This is a genomic window from Prochlorococcus marinus XMU1402 (assembly GCF_017696205.1).
GTDB lineage: Bacteria > Cyanobacteriota > Cyanobacteriia > PCC-6307 > Cyanobiaceae > Prochlorococcus_A > Prochlorococcus_A marinus_AC.
Genome location: NZ_JAAORD010000001.1, coordinates 432113 through 449356 on the forward strand (window position 1 = coordinate 432113; position 17244 = coordinate 449356).

The window sequence follows — 17244 nt, forward strand, 5'->3', positions numbered from 1 at the left end:
TGAAAAAATTCTTCTATGAAATATTGTTTGCAGTGGCAATAATATCTTGTAAGAAAGGAGTTTCTGAAACTGCGGTATTAGCTAATTTAAAAAGAGGATTAGAAAGGATTCCTCCTAGAGCAGTTACTGCCACGCAAGTATAAAGTGCAATTCTTAAGGGAGGCAATCCTACAATTCCCCAGTTAATTTCAGGATATGATTTGACGATTTCAGAAGCTTCCTGTGGTTCTTTAACTACCATCATTTTTATAACTGAAATGTAGTAATAAATAGATATAACTGAAGTAACTAATCCAACGATTACTAATAGGTATTGATGATTTGCCCAACCTGCAAAGAACAAATAGATCTTTCCAAAAAATCCTAACATTGGAGGTAAACCTCCAAGAGATAGGAGACAAAGGCTTAAACCTAATGTAATGAGAGGATCTTTTTGGTAAAGACCAGAGTAATCAAGAATTCTGTCAGAGCCAGTTCTTAGTGAGAAAAGTATTACACATGAAAATGCTCCCAAATTCATAAATAAATATGCAGCCAAATATAAAACAGCAGCTGATAAACCATCTTGTGTACCAGATACTATTCCTATCATTACAAATCCTGCTTGTCCAATAGAACTGTAAGCTAACATCCTTTTCATTGAGGTTTGAGCTAGCGCTACAACATTTCCTAGAGCCATGCTCAAGATCGCCAAAATAGTGAATAATAGTTTCCATTCTTCATCGAATGAAGAGAAAGTAGTGCTTAATATTCTTATTGCAAATGCAAAACCTGCTGTCTTTGAACCGACGGATAAAAAAGCAACTACAGGTGTAGGTGATCCTTCATAAACATCAGGAGTCCATTGATGAAAGGGAACTGCAGCGATTTTAAAAGCAACAGTTGATAAGACAAATACGAGAGCTAGAGAAGTAATGAAGGAGGGTTTGTTTATAATCTCTAAACCAATAATTGCTAAGTTTGTTGAACCACTTAATCCATAAAGAAAGGAAGAGCCATACAAATAAACTGCAGCGGCAGCTGATCCAACAAGCAAGTATTTTAAGGCCGCTTCTGAACTTCGCGGATCTCTTTTTAGGTAACCAGAGAGTAGATAGCTCGCAACTGATAAAGTCTCAAGAGATATGAATACACTAATAAGGTCAGTAGATCCACACAAAAGCATTGCTCCAAGAGTTGCTGAAAGAACTATTGCTGCGAATTCTCCAATAGGGCTACCACTTTGTTCTGTATAGCGCCAACTTATAAGCAAAGAAATTAAAGTTGATAAAGCAATTATTGCTCTAAATGCTATTGACAAATTATCTGAATTAAAAGATCCAAGAAATGCTTCCTCTACTGGATTGCTCCATTGCAAGGCCAAACTAAATAGAGAGCTGCCAATTGATAAATAGCAAAGAATTGGTGCCCATTTTGATGCAGTTTTTTCTCCAGCTAAATCTACAAGGAGTGTCCCAACAATACCTAATAAAATAAAAGCCTCAGGAATAATGGCTTGAGCATTTAAATTAATTGTAAAGATTTCGTTGGGCACTTTATTAAATTGGATTAAATTAGATGTTTGATTGTAAGGGTCTAAGAGTTAATCTTAACTTGATTATAATTTGTGGGTATGATTTTTGAAATTTTCTGAATAAATTACTTGAAAAAGCTTCAAATAATCATAATATGCCCTAACTGAACAAAAACACCAATTTTGAAATAAACCTTGGATCACACACTTGTTATTGTTGAAAGTCCCACGAAAGCAAAAACTATAAGAAAGTTTTTGCCTTCTAATTATGAAGTTCTTGCTTCAATGGGGCACGTAAGAGATCTTCCAAAAGGAGCTGCTGAAATACCTGCTGCAGTTAAAAAGGAAAAATGGTCAAGAATTGGAGTTAATACAAAAGAAGATTTTGAACCACTTTATATTGTTCCAAAAGATAAGAAAAAGGTTGTTAAAGAGCTGAAAGATGCATTAAAAGGTGCGACCCAACTATTACTGGCAACTGATGAAGATAGAGAGGGAGAAAGTATTAGCTGGCATCTTATGCAAATACTTAAACCTAAAATACCAACTAAGAGAATGGTTTTTCATGAAATTACAAAAAAGGCAATTAATAAAGCCTTAGATCAAACAAGAGAAATCGATATGGAACTTGTTCAGGCTCAAGAAACAAGAAGAATATTGGACAGGCTTTTTGGATATGAATTATCTCCGTTACTTTGGAAGAAAGTAGCCCCCCGACTATCTGCTGGCCGTGTTCAATCAGTTTCTGTAAGACTTCTTGTTAGAAGAGAGAGAGAGAGAAGATCCTTTAAAAAAGCTAGTTATTGGGGAATTAAAGCTTCCTTAGTAAAAGATAATATCACTTTCGAAACTAAATTATTCAGTTTAAACGGGCAGAGAATTTCTAATGGGTCCGATTTCGATGAACAGACCGGTAAATTAAAACAAGGAAATAAATCTTTAATAATAGGAGAAGAAAAGGTAAATGATTTATTGAAGACTTTTTCCTGTGAGGACTGGGTTGTCTCAAAAATCGAAAAAAAACCATCCACTCGTAAGCCAGTTCCTCCATTTACAACTAGTACATTGCAACAAGAAGCAAACAGAAAGCTTCGTTTGTCTGCAAGAGAAACTATGAGATGTGCGCAAGGGCTATATGAGAGAGGTTTTATAACTTATATGAGGACTGATTCAGTTCATCTTTCTGAACAAGCCACAAGAGCTGCTAGAGAATGCGTGAGTTCCAAGTATGGAGAAGAATATTTATCTAACTCACCAAGACAATTTAATTCAACTGCAAGAAATGCTCAAGAAGCACACGAAGCTATAAGACCAGCAGGTGAGGTATTTAAAACACCAAACGAAACCAACCTAACTGGTAGAGACTTATCTCTTTACGATTTAATTTGGAAAAGAACTGTAGCTAGTCAAATGGCTGAAGCTAGGCTAACAATGATTAATGCTGAAATTAGTGTTGGTGATGGATTGTTTAAATCGAGCGGCAAAAGTATTGATTTCGCTGGATTCTTCAGAGCTTATGTTGAGGGAAGTGATGACCCAAGTTCTTCCCTTGAACAACAAGAAATTATTCTCCCAAACTTAACGACTGGAACATCTCTTGAAGTTACTAACAAGGAATCTACTTTCCATGAAACTAAACCACCTGCAAGATATACAGAGGCTGCATTAGTTAAAGTTCTCGAAAAAGAAGGTATTGGAAGACCTTCTACCTATGCAAGCATTATTGGAACAATTGTGGATAGAGGTTATGCAAATATATCTTCCAATACTTTGGCTCCAACGTTTACAGCTTTTGCTGTAACAGCTTTATTAGAAGAACATTTTCCTGATCTAGTTGATACTACTTTTACTGCAAAAATGGAATCTTCATTGGATGAAATATCTTCAGGGAATCTTGAATGGTTACCATACCTTGAGACTTTCTATAAAGGAAAAAATGGTTTGGAGGTGAAAGTTCAGAAAACAGAGGGTGATATTGATGGTAAGGCTTATAGACAAGTTGATTTCGAAGACCTTCCTTGCGTAGTCAGAATAGGCTCTAACGGACCTTGGTTAGAGGGTATAAAGATTGATGAATCTGGTAATGAAATTCAGGCGAAAGGTAATCTTCCAATGGATATTACTCCTGGTGATTTAGACTTAAAGCAAGTTGATCAAATTTTAAATGGCCCATCAGATCTTGGAACTGATCCAAAAACTGGGGAAAAAGTCTTTTTAAGATTTGGCCCTTATGGACCTTATGTTCAATTGGGAAATAATGATCAAGATAAAGCTAAACCAAGAAGAGCTTCATTACCTAAAGAGTTGAAAACTGATGATCTAACTCTAGATGAGGCTTTGCTACTTTTAAGTTTGCCTAGATTGTTAGGAGTTCATCCTGAAGGAGGTATTGTCGAGGCTGATAGAGGAAGATTTGGCCCTTATATTAAATGGATTAAAAATGAAAGTGAATCTGAAAACAGATCATTAAAGAAAGAGGATGATGTTTTTACAGTTGATATAAAACGAGCATTAGAAATTCTCGCTATGCCAAAAATGGGTAGAGGTGGTCAAGAGGTACTTAAAGACTTCGGAATACTGAAAGAATTTAAAGAAAAAATTCAAATATTAAATGGAAGATATGGGATTTATTTAAAATGTGGCAAAACTAATGTTTCTATTGCTAAAGATACTAATTTAGAACAATTTTCCATAGATGATGCTGTATCTCTTCTAGAAGAAAAACTAAAAGATAAAAAAGGATCTATTTTAAAAAAAACTAAAATAAATAATAAAAAAACTACAAGGAAAAAGAAAAGTTAAAAATATGATTTTAAAAAAAAAAGAATTTTTTTTATTAATTTTTTTAACTTTATTGCAATCATGCTCTGGAGGGAGGATCGGAAATTTTCTTGAAAGTAGTTTTAATGATTTAGAAAAAATAAGCCAAGTTGACGATTCGCAAAAGAATCTATTAAAAAATAATGTAGTAGAGAAAAACATAGAGATTAATAAAAAAAATTATGAAAAAACAAAAAAAGAAGAAAAGCCAAAAACAAAAAATGCTCTTGAAAATAAAAGAGACATAGTAAAAGAAAACATAGAGATTAATAAAAAAAATTATGAAAAAATAAAAAAAGAAGAAAAGCCAAAAACAAAAAATGATCTAGAAGAAAAAAAATATAAAAATTTAGAAAAATTCCAAAAACAAAAAAACATTAAAATTAAAAATTCTTCAAAAAAAAGAAAAATTGAGCTTCAATCTTACAAAATAATATTTATCTTAAAAGATGCAGACCCAAAAGACCCAACTAAAGATTTAAGTTCCATATTGAGGAATTCTGAGGTAAATTTTGAAATAGAAAAGATTGAACGTATTTTGGACTCAAAAAATAAAAATATGAATAAAGATTAATTAAAATTATTCAAAAATAAGATGAAAATAACAACAAAAAATGAAGCATTAAATATTGTAGAGACCTCTTATTTAGCATCTCTTTCATCTTTATTATGGGTTGCCCTATATTATTTGCCGATTGGGGGAGCTTTATTAAGATTGATCTTACCCCTGCCAATGATACTTTTGCACTTGAGAAGAGGAACTAAAACTGCATTAGAAGGGCTCATAATACAATTTCTACTTTTATTCATAATTATGGGTCCTGTTAGAGGAACCTTGTTTTTATTTCCTTATGGGATCTTGGCTTGTTGGTTGGGATGGTGTTGGTTTAAAAAAAAGAGTTGGAGAATAAGTTTAACCATAGGAGTCATTATTGGAACCATCGGTTTCTTCATTCGGGTAATAGCTTTATCTACTTTGGTTGGAGATAATCTCTGGGTTGTAATTACTAGAGCAAGTTATGGGCTAATAGAAAAGTTTATTGGTTTATTAAATTTACCTTTTTCTCCATCAATTTTAAGTATTCAATTAGTTTCTATTTTATTAATAATTTTTCAAGAACTAGTTTATGTTTTAACGGTACATGTAGTTGCCTATTCTCTTTTTCCAAGATTTAAATTAAATATCCCAGATCCTCCACGATTATTAAATAGCTTAGTTGATTTCAACAATTGAAAAAATATAAGAATGAATAGCATAGAATTAGGAATTAATTTTTTTGGTAATGAATCCAATAAAAAAAGTAAACTTAATAGGATAGAAATACTGAAAAATAATATAAATAATTTCAAAATATTCCTTGTTATTGCAGGTACTAATACATCGCAAATTCCTGGAATTTCTGCTGCAGGTATTAATGCAAAGTCAAGGAAAATAACTGCGCTCGCTGATGCCGAATTTATGCTTAAGGGTGCTTCAAAAGATCATAAATATAAATTGCCCCTCCTCAATGCAGGTGTAACTCCGGCCCTGATAAGTCACGTTTGTTCAAAGCTTATAAATGTTTTTCCAGTTATTGTTCCTATAGGAATAGGAGTAAAGCCTTACTTTAATCATTTGGTTGTAGAAGATAAGGATTTGGGACCATCAAATTGTCTTAGTACTGGTAAATCTATGCCCAAAGAGAGAGTTATAAATCTCTATGAAAGAGGTCTTGCGATAGGAAAATCATCAAGACAACCAATCTTGATTTCTGAATCTGTACCGGGAGGCACGACAACCGCTCAAGCCGTAATGGAAGCTTTTGGTTTGAAAGTGTCTAATTTAGTCGGGAGTAGTTTATTTAAAGCACCAAGAGAGTTGAAAAGCAAAGTAGTTCAAAAAGGACTTTTAAATGCAAATTTTAAAACTGATTTTGACTCTTTTGATGTTGTCGCATCAGTGGGAGATCCTTTCCAAGCTTTTTCAATGGGTTTACTAATTGGAGCAAGGATAGCAAAGCAACCTGTTATATTGTCAGGGGGGAGTCAAATGTTGGCTGTCATTTTGCTTGCATTAGAATTTTTAGATTCAAAAAATAAAGATAACTTTTTCCAAGATGTTTTTATTGCTACTACTAGTTGGCTTGTAAAAGATAATTCTTTAAATGTTTTATTAAATTTAATAAATGAGAAATATCATGTAAATTTATTAGGTTTAGCGAGCCCTTTAAATTTTAAATCTTCAATAAATCAAGAATTGAGGGATTATGAAATTGGTCATGTAAAAGAAGGTGTAGGTGCTGGCGGAATATCAATACTTGCTTTTTTGAATGGGTTTAAAAATCATGAAATAATTTCATTGTGTCAACAAAATCTGGAAATGATGAAAGGTCTAGGTCAAATTTCTTTAGAGAAGGATTGCTAAATGTTTTCAAAAATTGCAACTAGAAGAGAATTTTTAAATTATGGTAAGTTTTCGCTTCTATTTCTTTTAAACTCTTGCAGCAATCTTCCAAATAAATTAGAGATTTCTCTGCAAAAATCTTTTTATCCAAGGTCTTTTAAAGATACTATTCCAAAAGATTGGAAACAAGAAAATGTTAATTTTGACAGTAATCAACTACAAAATAATGGAAATATAATTCTCAATTCTGACTTTACTTTAATAAATGATGGATGGATTAATAGTATAAATTTTACGGAATTTGAAAAAATAAATGAATATCCATTGTTCGCAAATTTAGATAAGAGATCGATTGATTTCTTAGGAAGTTTTAAAGAAAATCAAAGAAGTAAATTATTTCCTATTGGTGTTATACCTTACACAATTATTATTAAAAATAATAAAGAAATAATAAATTCAGCAAGAACTTCTTGGGATTTCCTTCTATCTAAAAAATTAACAGGTAAAATTATTTTTCCACAAAGTCCCAGAATAATATTTTCAATTTCTAAAAAAATCAATTCATCTAACTCTCTAAAAAAACTTAAAAGCCAAGCAATGTTATTTGATGATAAAAATATGCTCAATTGGCTGATTAATTCAGATGCTTGCGTTGCCATAGTTCCTTATAGTCTGTGCTCAAAATATTTGAAAATAGATCCAAGACTTTCTTTAGTTTTCCCAAGCCAAGGAGTACCTTTGATGTGGCATTTTTTACTTAGTAGGTCGAATATAAATAATTCAATATTAATAAAATGGATTAAATCTTTGGAAAATAAATCAGTAGTAGATAAATTAGCAAGTCAAGGCTGGTATCTACCATTTAATAGTGATTATTTACAAAGTAAATATAAATCTGATATCTCCCCCATTTCAGGTCCCTCTCAGAAATGTTGGGATAATAGTTGGTCTTTTCCTGTCTTAACAAATGAACAAAAAATTAATCTTGAAAATTCATGGAATGAATCTTTATCCCCATAATCTTTTTGTCGGAGTTTCAATTAATAAGCTATGGGTTTGTTTTAACAAATTTGGTATGTCTAATTTACTAGGACATTTAGGAACACATTCATTACACTCTTGACAAAAGGATGAATTTTTTTCTTCCCACCAGTGACCAGCTTTTCCTATTAAGTTATATCTTTCTTTTGAAAATTCTAATTGACCATAACCAATAGATATATTCCTTAGACGAAGTATCTCTGGAATAGGTATTTCATTTGGGCATGGCAAACAACATCTGCATTGTTCGCATTTGGTTGAGTTTAATCTTTCATTAGCTACATCCTCAATTTTTTTGAGAGCGTTTTTTTCATGTATTGTGAGTTTCTCGCTAGAGTTTCTGAGTTTTTCTGCAAACTCAAAATCTTTATTGTGTGTGGCCCCAAGGGACAAAGTTGTAATCCCTTTTGCCAACAAAAATCTGTATGCTAGTTCTAATGGGTGAAAAGGCTTAGAGGCTTCTATCAATATATTACTAGGGGAAAATAATCTACCGCCTTTATCAGCAGGCGATATGGCTAAAACTCCCATACCTTTTTTTATGGCTTTTTCTGCCAAAGTAATTTTAGATTGATCTAAATAATGCAAATGAAGACTACAAAAACTAAAAACTTCACAGTCAATTGCTTCTTTAATGAGTGAATAACTTCCGTGCGAACTAAAGCCCACTTGATCAACTAATTCTTTTTCGAGTATCCATGATATAAATTTCTTGCCATCTCCAGCAAGAACCCAATCTAGATGTTTTTTTAAGTTAAGCCCATGAATTGCTAGATTATTAACTCTCTTGAGATTTAAATTTTTCAGAGATTTTTTAAAATTACTTTTTAAAAATTTAAAATCACCCTTTGGTAAAACTTTGGTAGTAATCACCCAATTTTTTTCTGATATGTTCTCTTCTCTTGCAAGTTTTTTTAATGAATTTCCAATAAGTGATTCAGCGTTACCATAAGAGGGTGCTGTTTCTATGTGGTTAATTCCTGCAGAATATGCATTTTTTATTATGTTATACATTTTTTCAAGACTTTCAGTTGCTCGCATTGTCCCTAAAGTGAATAAACTCACTTTTTCTCCTTTACCAAATGATCTTTTTTGTGAATCAATAATCATCTAAATATGATCAATTTCTTTTTATTTACTCTTTAATTTATTTATAATTGAAAATGATTTAAAGTAAAATAGAGTAAATACAAAATTTTGTAAAAATATTTTTTTTAAATCTATGTTCACAGGAATAATCCAATCAATTGGAAAGCTAAAACAGGAAAAAAATTTTTTAGAAATAGAGATTCTAAACAATTTTTTTGATATGGCAATTGGTGACAGCATAGCTGTTGATGGAATTTGTTTGACAGTTAAAGAGATTTTTCAAAATAAATTTACTGTAGACGTTAGTGAGGAAACATTAAAAAAAACAACTTTAGGATTAAAGTCCAACCTGAATCAGATCGTTAATTTGGAGCCTGCTTTAAGGATATCTGATCGTCTAGGAGGACATATAGTTAGTGGACATATTGATGGCCTTGGAATAGTTGAAAATATAGAAAAATTAGAGAAATCTTGGCTCATATCAATAAAGTGGAAAAATAATCATTTTTCAAAATACATAGTTAATAAAGGCAGCATTTGTGTAAATGGTATAAGTCTTACAATTACAAAATATGAGAAGGAAGGAGAAATATTTACTATTGCGATAATTCCTCATACTTGGCACAATACAAACCTGAATAAATTAAATATCGGCGATAAAGTTAATCTTGAGGCAGATTCATTAATAAAATATGTAGAGAAATTACTTTTGTTTAATAGTAATAATAGAGAAGAATTTTCTAAAAATAATATCTCTTCCGAATGGCTCAGAGAAAATGGTTGGTAAATATGTTGTTATTTATTTAATGGAATTAGATTAATTATCTTTGATTCTTTTTTTAGATCAATTTTAAATTCTTGACCTGGTTCAAGACCTAATTTTTTCGTGTAGGCATGACCTATTAGTAGGTTGCCATTACCGTGAACCTTAGTCTTGAATTCTGTCTGCCTGCCTCTTGAAGTTCTATTACTATTTTTTCCCTGACGACCATTCCCTATTTTGTAACCCTTAGCTTCGATAAGAGCCCTGTAAAAATTTTTTCTTAAGACTCTACCACTTGGACCAACGTAACCACAGCCTTTGGCTATCTCATCTTCAGATTGTTTACTTAATAATTTTGCTTTCTCAAGAAGTTCTTTTCCCTCTAGCATTATCTAACAAATTTCTAACTATATATTCTTACTAAAAAAGAGAACTGTGGCAATATAAATTAATAAAAAATATATTTAATTTTTTAAATCTTTTTTTATAAAAGATACAAAATAATAAATAAAATGACCCATATTCCATCTACAAAATGCCAGTACAATTCAACAGCTTCTAATGGGAACATATTTTGACTAGTGATTCTTCCACCATTTATCCTCGATTGCCAAGTAATAATTAAAATCATTAAAGTGCCTAAAGTGACATGTAATCCATGAAAACCAGTAAGAGCATAAAAAGTACTTGCAAATAAATTATCGGTTAATCCAAAAGGTAAATGAAAATATTCAAATAATTGACATATTAAAAATATAATTCCAAGAAAAGCAGTAAAAAACAACCATTTTTGAGAATCAGAGTTTTTATCTTTTAAAAGTGCTTTACCTGCTTTATGGAAAGTTGCACTACTAACAAGTAATAAAATTGTATTAAGTGTAGGAATTGGTAGTTCTAATTCATAAATAGCACCATCAGGTAAGGGATTTACTGCTTTATAAGTTAAATAAGCAGCAAAGAATCCAGCAAAAGTCATTCCATCTGCGATTAGGAAAGTTATAAGACCAAACATTCTGAAGTCTTCATGTGTTTCGTGAACTTCAGAATTATTTTTTTGAATTTCTTTTGAGCTATCTAGAGTTGTCATATTTTTTTATTTTTGCGCAGAAAATTTTTTACCATAACCATAAGGTTCTTCAACTAATGGAGCTTCTCCTTCCCAATTTTCAACTGGAGGAGGGGAAGAAGTTAACCATTCAGGTGTAAGAGCATTCCAAGGATTATCTCCAGCTTCTTTTCCATTTCTCACACAAAGGAAAACATTAATCAAAAAAGGAATTGTACTTATAGCCATCAAGAGAGCCCCAAGACTACTAATTTGATTAACGAACTGGAATTGAGGATCATATTCTGCAACTCTTCTCGGCATTCCATTTAGACCGAGCCAATGTTGAGGAGCAAAGCACAAGTTAAATCCAATAAAGGTAATGATAAAGTGTAAAATTCCTAATTTTTCATTAAGCATTTTCCCAGTTACTTTGGGGAACCAATGATATATCGAAGAGAAAATGATAAAAACAGTACCCCCATAAACTATGTAATGAAAATGTGCTACAACGAAATAAGTATCATGTACGTGAATATCGAAAGGTACTTGTGCCAAAGCAACTCCTGTAATACCTCCAAAAACAAAATTTATAATAAATCCACAAGAGAATAACATTGCACTATTGATGGAAATTTTGCCTCCCCATAATGTTGCAACCCAATTGAAAAATTTTATACCAGTTGGAACAGCAATAAATGCTGTAGCGATAGTAAAAAACAATCTCATCCAAGGAGGCGTTCCACTAGTAAACATGTGATGCGCCCAAACAACTAAACCTAAAACTACTATCCCCATTATTGAAAAAACCATTGTTGTATATCCAAAAAGTGGTTTTCTAGCATGTACAGGAAGTATTTCACTAACTAAACCGAAGGCAGGAAGGACCATAATGTAAACTGCTGGATGAGAATAAAACCAAAATAAATGCTGATAAACCACGACATTGCCACCTAAAACAGGATTAAAAAAACCTGTATTCGCAATGATATCGAAGCTAAGTAGAATTAAGGTCCCTGCCAAAACAGGAGTTGATAAAACAACTAATAGACTTGTCCCAAGCATTGCCCAACAATACATTGGCAATTGCATTAGTTTTAATCCTGGCCTTCTTAATTTGATAATGGTGGCTATAAAGTTTATCCCACCAAAGATAGAACTGCCTCCGAGTAATAAAACACTCAGAATCCAAATTATTTGTCCTGATTGAGGAGTCGTTATGCTCAAAGGTGGATAAGCGGTCCATCCAGCTTGAGCAGCACCCTCAACAAAATAGCTTGCTACTAGCATCAAACCTGAAGGAGGAATTAACCAAAAAGCTACGGCATTTAATCTTGGAAATGCCATATCTCTGGCACCTACATAAAATGGAATTAAATAATTTCCAAAAGCACCATTAACTACAGGCACTATCCAAAGGAATATCATTATTGTTCCGTGTAAAGTTAAAACTTGGTTATAAACATCTCTTGGCATAAAATCCGACATTGGACTGGCTAGTTCAATTCTTATAGCACTCGCTAAGGTTCCTCCTATTAAATAAAAAAGAAAACCGCATACAAGGTATTGTATTCCAATTACTTTATGATCAAGGCTAAAACTAAAGTATCTAAGCCAGCCTTTAGGTTGAAGACTTTCATTATTAGTTTTTTGTGGATCAATTGATATTGTCATAAATTTACCTCAGGTTTTTTATTTTTGTTAAACCATTCTTTGTAATCAGATTCTTCTTCAACAATTATTGAGGCTCTCATACCTCCATGATATGGGCCACATAATTCTGCGCAAATTATCGGATATTTTCCTACTTTTGTAGGAGTGAAATTTAGAATAGTCGGTTGTCCAGGAATAATATCCTGTTTAATTCTGAACTCTGGTACCCAAAAAGCATGAATAACATCTTTGGACTCCATTTTCATTGATACTTTTTGATCAACAGGAACGTGTAGTTCTCCTGATATGAAATTGCCCTTCGGATAATTGAATAGAAATGCAAATTGCATAGCAGAAACTTCAATTGATAAATTATTTGTTGCTATTGCATTGTCAGAAGTTTGACTTATTCCAGCCCATATTTTTTCAGTGTTAGAACTCATCATTTCATGGTTATGATTTAGTTCTTTCATCCCTCCCATTCGGTCGTAGATGTTGTAGCTATATAAACCTATTAATAAAACAATTATTGAAGGGATAATTGTCCATACAATTTCTAAGCTTAAATTTCCCTCTAAAGCTATACCATCTCCTATCTGATTATTTCTTTTCCTAAACTTAAATAAGCTATAAATAACTGCTATTGTCATACCTATAAAAATTATTAATCCAATGATGAAAAGAATTTTAAAAAGCTCATCGTAAATTGGTGCATTAATACTTGCTTCCGCTGGGAGCAAATTTACATTAAAACCAATCCAAAAAGATATAGAAAAAACGAGTGAAATAATAAGTATTAAATAAATGTTTTTATTGAACAATTGATCTCTAAAAATTTGTACTTATATCCTCAAGATATTCAATTTTTTTAATCCTGCATACTTTGTTAAAAGAAAAACATTTAAATTCACAACTTCTTAAGATTTATGAAATAAAAGGCGTATTATTAATAACTTTTTAGGGTTAATTGTCAGGGATAAAAGATTAAATTAGTAAATTTTTTTTAAATTAAACATATTAATTTTTAATTAATGTTTGGTTTTTGAATCTAATTTATTATGCAAAATAATAGGTTTTATCCATTTGATTAATAACCAATTATATAAATCAAAATATCTGACTATTTTTAAAAGGTTGGGAAGTCATAGTGTACTTGCACTTATCGCACTAATCGTAATTGGAGGTGCTACAAGAGTCATGGACGCGGGACTTGCCTGTCCAGATTGGCCATTATGTTATGGATCTTTTTTGCCTTTTAATCATATGAACCTAAGAGTATTTCTAGAGTGGTTTCATCGTCTAGATGCTTTTCTGGTTGGAATATTAATTCTTTTTAAATTTGCCCTTTCAATTATTTGGAAAAATGAAATTCCTAATTGGTTACCTAAAACTTATTCATTACTTCTTTTTCTCGTTATTGTCCAAGGATCTTTTGGAGCTTTAACAGTAATAAACCTACTTGATTCATATACTGTAACTGGCCATCTTTTAATAGCTTTTCTACTTCTCATCACAACAATTTCAATAAATCAAAATTTAGAAAATGACGAAATAGAAGAGCAATTAATTTGGTGGAGATTATTATTGTTTGTTCCTCTCTTACTTACTCTGATTCAATCTTTTATTGGAGTAAGGCTTTCATCAACTTGGTCAGCACACATTTGCTTATCTTTTAATCAACAATGCCTAATTCTAAATACTCATAAATTATTTGCTTTTCCAATTGCTATTTCAATTCTATTGATTATTGCTACTGCAATTTATAAGAGAAGTTTGCTTACTGAAAATTGGAAATATCTCTCAGCACTTATTTTTCTCTTGTTTTCCCAAATTGCTTTGGGTGTTTTAAGTCTTAAAACAAATTTGAATGAACCTATTTTTATTATCGGTCATCAACTTAACGCCTCTTTATTTATTGCGATATTAACAACATTAATTTTTAGAAATCCTCTTACAAAAAAAGGCCTAAACCACTCCCTAAATTCCCAAATGGTTGGTATAAATTCATGAACAGTAGTAACTTAGAAAACTTAAACTATAAATCTTCAATTAGGGATGAAGTTGTACCTTCAAGAAAAAGATTAACTTTACCGCCTTGGCTTGAAGTGGCAAAACCAAGATTAATCCCGCTTTTACTTGCAACAACTTTGGGAGGAATGGCTTTAACAGAAGAATGGCCTTTGTCATCACCGAAACTTATCTGTACTTTAGGAGGCGGAGCTTTGGCAGCAGCAGCAGCAGGAGCTCTTAATTGCTTGTGGGAAATGGAATTAGATAAGAGGATGACAAGAACTAGCAAAAGAGCCTTGCCAGCAGGAAAGTTATCATCTGAGACTGTATTTCTAGCTGCCGTATCATGTACTTTGGCAGCTTCGATGCTTTTAGTAAGTGGTGTAAATTATTTGGCTGCAGGATTAACTCTACTTGGTTTATTTAGCTACGTAATTTTATATACAGTTATTTTGAAACCTCGTACAACAAAAAATATTGTTTTCGGAGGAGTTGCTGGGGCAATACCACCTTTAGTTGGAGCATCTGCTGCTACAGGGCATGTAGGTCTTAGTGGTTGGTGGTTGTTTGGTTTAGTAATGTTATGGACTCCAGCTCATTTTTGGGCACTTGCAATTTTATTGAAGGATGATTACGCATCTGTTGGTATTCCTATGCTCCCTTCTGTTAAAGGGTCTGTTTTTACTGCTAAAGCGATTTCTCGTTACGGATGTGCAACAGTGTTAATGAGTATTATGGGAGTTTTTGCTTTGCCTGAAGGGGGGCTCTTATATGGAATTATGTTACTGCCATTTAATGGAAGACTTTTGCAATTAATAAACGAATTAAAGAAATCTCCTGATGATCTTTCAAGAGCAAAGTCTCTTTTTAGGTGGTCAATTCTCTATATGTTTGGTATTTGTCTTTTGTTATTAATTTCAAGAACCCAACTATCCGTAGAATTTGAGCAGCAATCAATGCAAATATTTTTCTCTATAGTATCCATGCTTAGTAATTAAATTAGCTGTAAAATGTTTTTTAAGTAAATAGTAAGTTTGATGAATTATATAAAAGTTAAAGGACTCTCAAAATCTTATTCAGATATCAAGGCATTAAAAAATTTATCGATGGAAATAGAAGCTGGCACATTATTCGGAATACTAGGTCCAAATGGTGCTGGCAAATCAACACTAATAAAAATACTCGCTACTTTAATAGAGCCTGATAGTGGAGAAGTTTTTATTAAAAATATTAATCTGATAAAAAATTCAAGGAAAATTAGAGAATTAATTGGTTATGTTGCCCAGGACATTGCACTTGATAAAATATTAACTGGACGAGAGCTTTTGGATTTTCAATCAGATTTATATCACATCAACAAAAGCAAAAAATTTAAAAGGATAAAGGAATTAATAGATCAATTAGAAATGAATGATTGGATTGATCGTAAGTGCGGAACTTATTCAGGGGGAATGAAAAGAAGAATAGATCTGGCAGCTGGACTTTTACATTTACCCGAAGTATTAATATTGGATGAACCTACAGTTGGTTTAGATATTGAAAGTAGGAATATTATATGGCAACTTTTGAAAGACTTGAGAAATAATGGAATGACTATTATTTTGAGCAGTCACTATCTTGATGAAATAGATAAATTGGCAGACAGATTAGTGATAATTGATGATGGAAGAGTTATAGCACAAGGGGCTCCTGCAGAACTTAAAAATAAATTAGGAGGAGATAGAATAACTTTAAAAGTAAGGGAATTTAGTAATCAGGAAGAAGCAAAAAATATATGTCAAATTTTATCTTCAATAGATGGAATTAGTCAGATTATCATAAATGAAGCTCAAGGTTTCTCGATTAATTTTGTAGCAGATAAGGGAAAAGATTTACTTACGAAGCTCAAAGTGGAACTAGCCTTCTCAAAGTTTGAAATTTTTTCTCTTACCCAAAGTCAGCCAAGCTTGGATGATGTATATCTTCAGGCAACTGGGAAAACATTATTGGATGCCGAAATTTCTATGGCAGGTAAAAGAGATCTTAAAAAAGAATCAAAGAAATCAATGAGATAAAAAACTTTTGGGTAACTAACTATAATGAAAATTAATTACTGCTAATTATGGAATTACAACAGTATAATTTATTTTTTTTATATCAAGAAACATTTGCCTTAACAAAGAGATTATTTATCCAACTAAAAAGAAGACCATCAACTCTTTTAGCTGGAATATTACAACCCATAATTTGGCTTTTTTTATTTGGGGCATTATTCTCTAAAGCGCCTCAAGGTTTTTTACCGGGAGTTGATTCTTATGGAAATTTTTTAGGAGCAGGACTTATTGTTTTTACTGCTTTTAGCGGAGCCCTAAATTCTGGTCTTCCTTTAATGTTTGATAGAGAGTTTGGATTTCTTAATAGATTACTTGTGGCTCCTTTAACCAGTAGATTATCTATAGTTTTATCTTCTTTTTTTTACATAACAATCCTGAGTTTTTTGCAGAGTATTGTAATAATGCTTGTTTCATACATTTTGGGTTATGGATGGCCCAACTTATATGGTTTAGGAATTGTGTTTACAACACTAATTCTATTAGTTCTTTTTGTGACATCAATAAGTTTATGTTTAGCGTTTGTTTTGCCGGGACATATTGAATTAATCGCTCTTATCTTTGTAATAAACTTACCTCTTCTTTTTGCAAGCACTGCTTTAGCTCCAATCTCTTTCATGCCAAATTGGCTTAGGTGGTTAGCTTCATTAAATCCATTAACTTTTGCAATTGAACCTATTAGGACTGCTTATACACAAACTATTAATTTAGAATTAGTGGCTTTACATGCCCCATATGGTGATTTAACTTGTAAGAGTTGTATATCAATTTTATTTTCTTTAACAGTTTTTTCCTTGATTATCATAAGGCCTCTGTTAAATAAGAAGTTAAATTAAT

16 protein-coding genes are annotated in these 17244 nt (G+C 31.9%); 10 read left to right on the plus strand and 6 right to left on the minus strand.

Annotated elements, in window-relative coordinates; genetic code table 11:
* Positions 1-13: 13 nt before the first annotated feature.
* Positions 14-1534 carry an NAD(P)H-quinone oxidoreductase subunit N gene (locus HA141_RS02445; protein ID WP_209116576.1) on the minus strand — a complete coding sequence of 507 codons (1521 nt, stop codon included), beginning with the start codon at positions 1532-1534 and terminating at the stop codon, positions 14-16.
* A gap of 174 nt (positions 1535-1708) precedes the next feature.
* Between HA141_RS02445 and topA the strand changes: the two genes are divergently transcribed.
* The 5 genes from topA to HA141_RS02470 are packed head-to-tail and all read left to right on the plus strand — an operon-like array spanning position 1709 to position 7736.
* The gene (gene topA, locus HA141_RS02450) at positions 1709-4315 is read left to right on the plus strand and encodes a type I DNA topoisomerase (RefSeq protein WP_209116578.1); all 2607 of its coding nucleotides are present in this window, start codon (positions 1709-1711) and stop codon (positions 4313-4315) included.
* Between the two features lie 4 nt (positions 4316-4319).
* Positions 4320-4907 (plus strand): hypothetical protein, encoded by a 588-nt coding sequence (locus HA141_RS02455; protein WP_209116580.1) that lies wholly within the window; start codon positions 4320-4322, stop codon positions 4905-4907.
* A 21-nt stretch (positions 4908-4928) separates the two neighbouring features.
* Complete coding sequence (locus HA141_RS02460) at positions 4929-5567, plus strand: DUF2232 domain-containing protein (protein ID WP_209116582.1); 639 nt, start codon at positions 4929-4931, stop codon at positions 5565-5567.
* Between the two features lie 12 nt (positions 5568-5579).
* Positions 5580-6737, plus strand: coding sequence for a nicotinate-nucleotide--dimethylbenzimidazole phosphoribosyltransferase (locus tag HA141_RS02465; RefSeq protein WP_209116584.1), 1158 nt, complete (start codon positions 5580-5582; stop codon positions 6735-6737).
* Entirely contained in the window at positions 6738-7736 is a 999-nt protein-coding gene (locus HA141_RS02470) for a hypothetical protein (protein ID WP_209116586.1), read from the plus strand. It begins immediately after the preceding gene.
* Here the strand turns inward: HA141_RS02470 and HA141_RS02475 are convergent.
* Entirely contained in the window at positions 7725-8867 is a 1143-nt protein-coding gene (locus HA141_RS02475; RefSeq protein WP_209116588.1) for an aldo/keto reductase, read from the minus strand. The two genes, HA141_RS02470 and HA141_RS02475, sit on opposite strands and share 12 nt — an antisense overlap.
* Positions 8868-8979: 112 nt before the next feature.
* On the opposite strand from HA141_RS02475, the gene HA141_RS02480 reads away from it, so the two are divergent.
* Positions 8980-9633 carry a riboflavin synthase gene (locus HA141_RS02480; protein WP_209116590.1) on the plus strand — a complete coding sequence of 218 codons (654 nt, stop codon included), beginning with the start codon at positions 8980-8982 and terminating at the stop codon, positions 9631-9633.
* 8 nt (positions 9634-9641) lie between these two features.
* Here HA141_RS02480 and HA141_RS02485 read toward each other — a convergent pair whose 3' ends face one another.
* From HA141_RS02485 to coxB, 4 genes are all read right to left on the minus strand, one after another.
* A complete protein-coding gene (locus HA141_RS02485; protein ID WP_209116593.1) occupies positions 9642-9998 on the minus strand; it encodes an AbrB family transcriptional regulator in 357 nt (118 codons plus the stop codon).
* Between the two features lie 95 nt (positions 9999-10093).
* Entirely contained in the window at positions 10094-10696 is a 603-nt protein-coding gene (locus HA141_RS02490; RefSeq protein ID WP_209116595.1) for a cytochrome c oxidase subunit 3, read from the minus strand.
* Positions 10697-10702: 6 nt separating this feature from the next.
* On the minus strand, positions 10703-12328 hold the full coding sequence (gene ctaD, locus HA141_RS02495; protein WP_209116597.1) for a cytochrome c oxidase subunit I: 1626 nt from the start codon (positions 12326-12328) through the stop codon (positions 10703-10705).
* Positions 12325-13128: a cytochrome c oxidase subunit II gene (coxB, locus tag HA141_RS02500; protein WP_209116599.1), complete on the minus strand. Its 804-nt coding sequence runs from the start codon at positions 13126-13128 to the stop codon at positions 12325-12327. Before coxB ends, ctaD begins: the two co-directional genes overlap by 4 nt.
* A gap of 262 nt (positions 13129-13390) precedes the next feature.
* Between coxB and HA141_RS02505 the strand changes: the two genes are divergently transcribed.
* The 4 genes from HA141_RS02505 to HA141_RS02520 are packed head-to-tail and all read left to right on the plus strand — an operon-like array spanning position 13391 to position 17243.
* On the plus strand, positions 13391-14317 hold the full coding sequence (locus tag HA141_RS02505) for a COX15/CtaA family protein (protein WP_209116601.1): 927 nt from the start codon (positions 13391-13393) through the stop codon (positions 14315-14317).
* Positions 14314-15315, plus strand: coding sequence for a heme o synthase (locus HA141_RS02510; RefSeq protein WP_209116603.1), 1002 nt, complete (start codon positions 14314-14316; stop codon positions 15313-15315). The genes HA141_RS02505 and HA141_RS02510 overlap by 4 nt, the downstream gene beginning before the upstream one ends.
* 39 nt (positions 15316-15354) lie before the next feature.
* Positions 15355-16371, plus strand: a complete 1017-nt coding sequence (locus tag HA141_RS02515; RefSeq protein ID WP_209116604.1) for an ABC transporter ATP-binding protein — start codon at positions 15355-15357, stop codon at positions 16369-16371.
* A 47-nt stretch (positions 16372-16418) separates the two neighbouring features.
* On the plus strand, positions 16419-17243 hold the full coding sequence (locus HA141_RS02520) for an ABC transporter permease (RefSeq protein WP_209116605.1): 825 nt from the start codon (positions 16419-16421) through the stop codon (positions 17241-17243).
* Position 17244 lies beyond the last annotated feature (1 nt).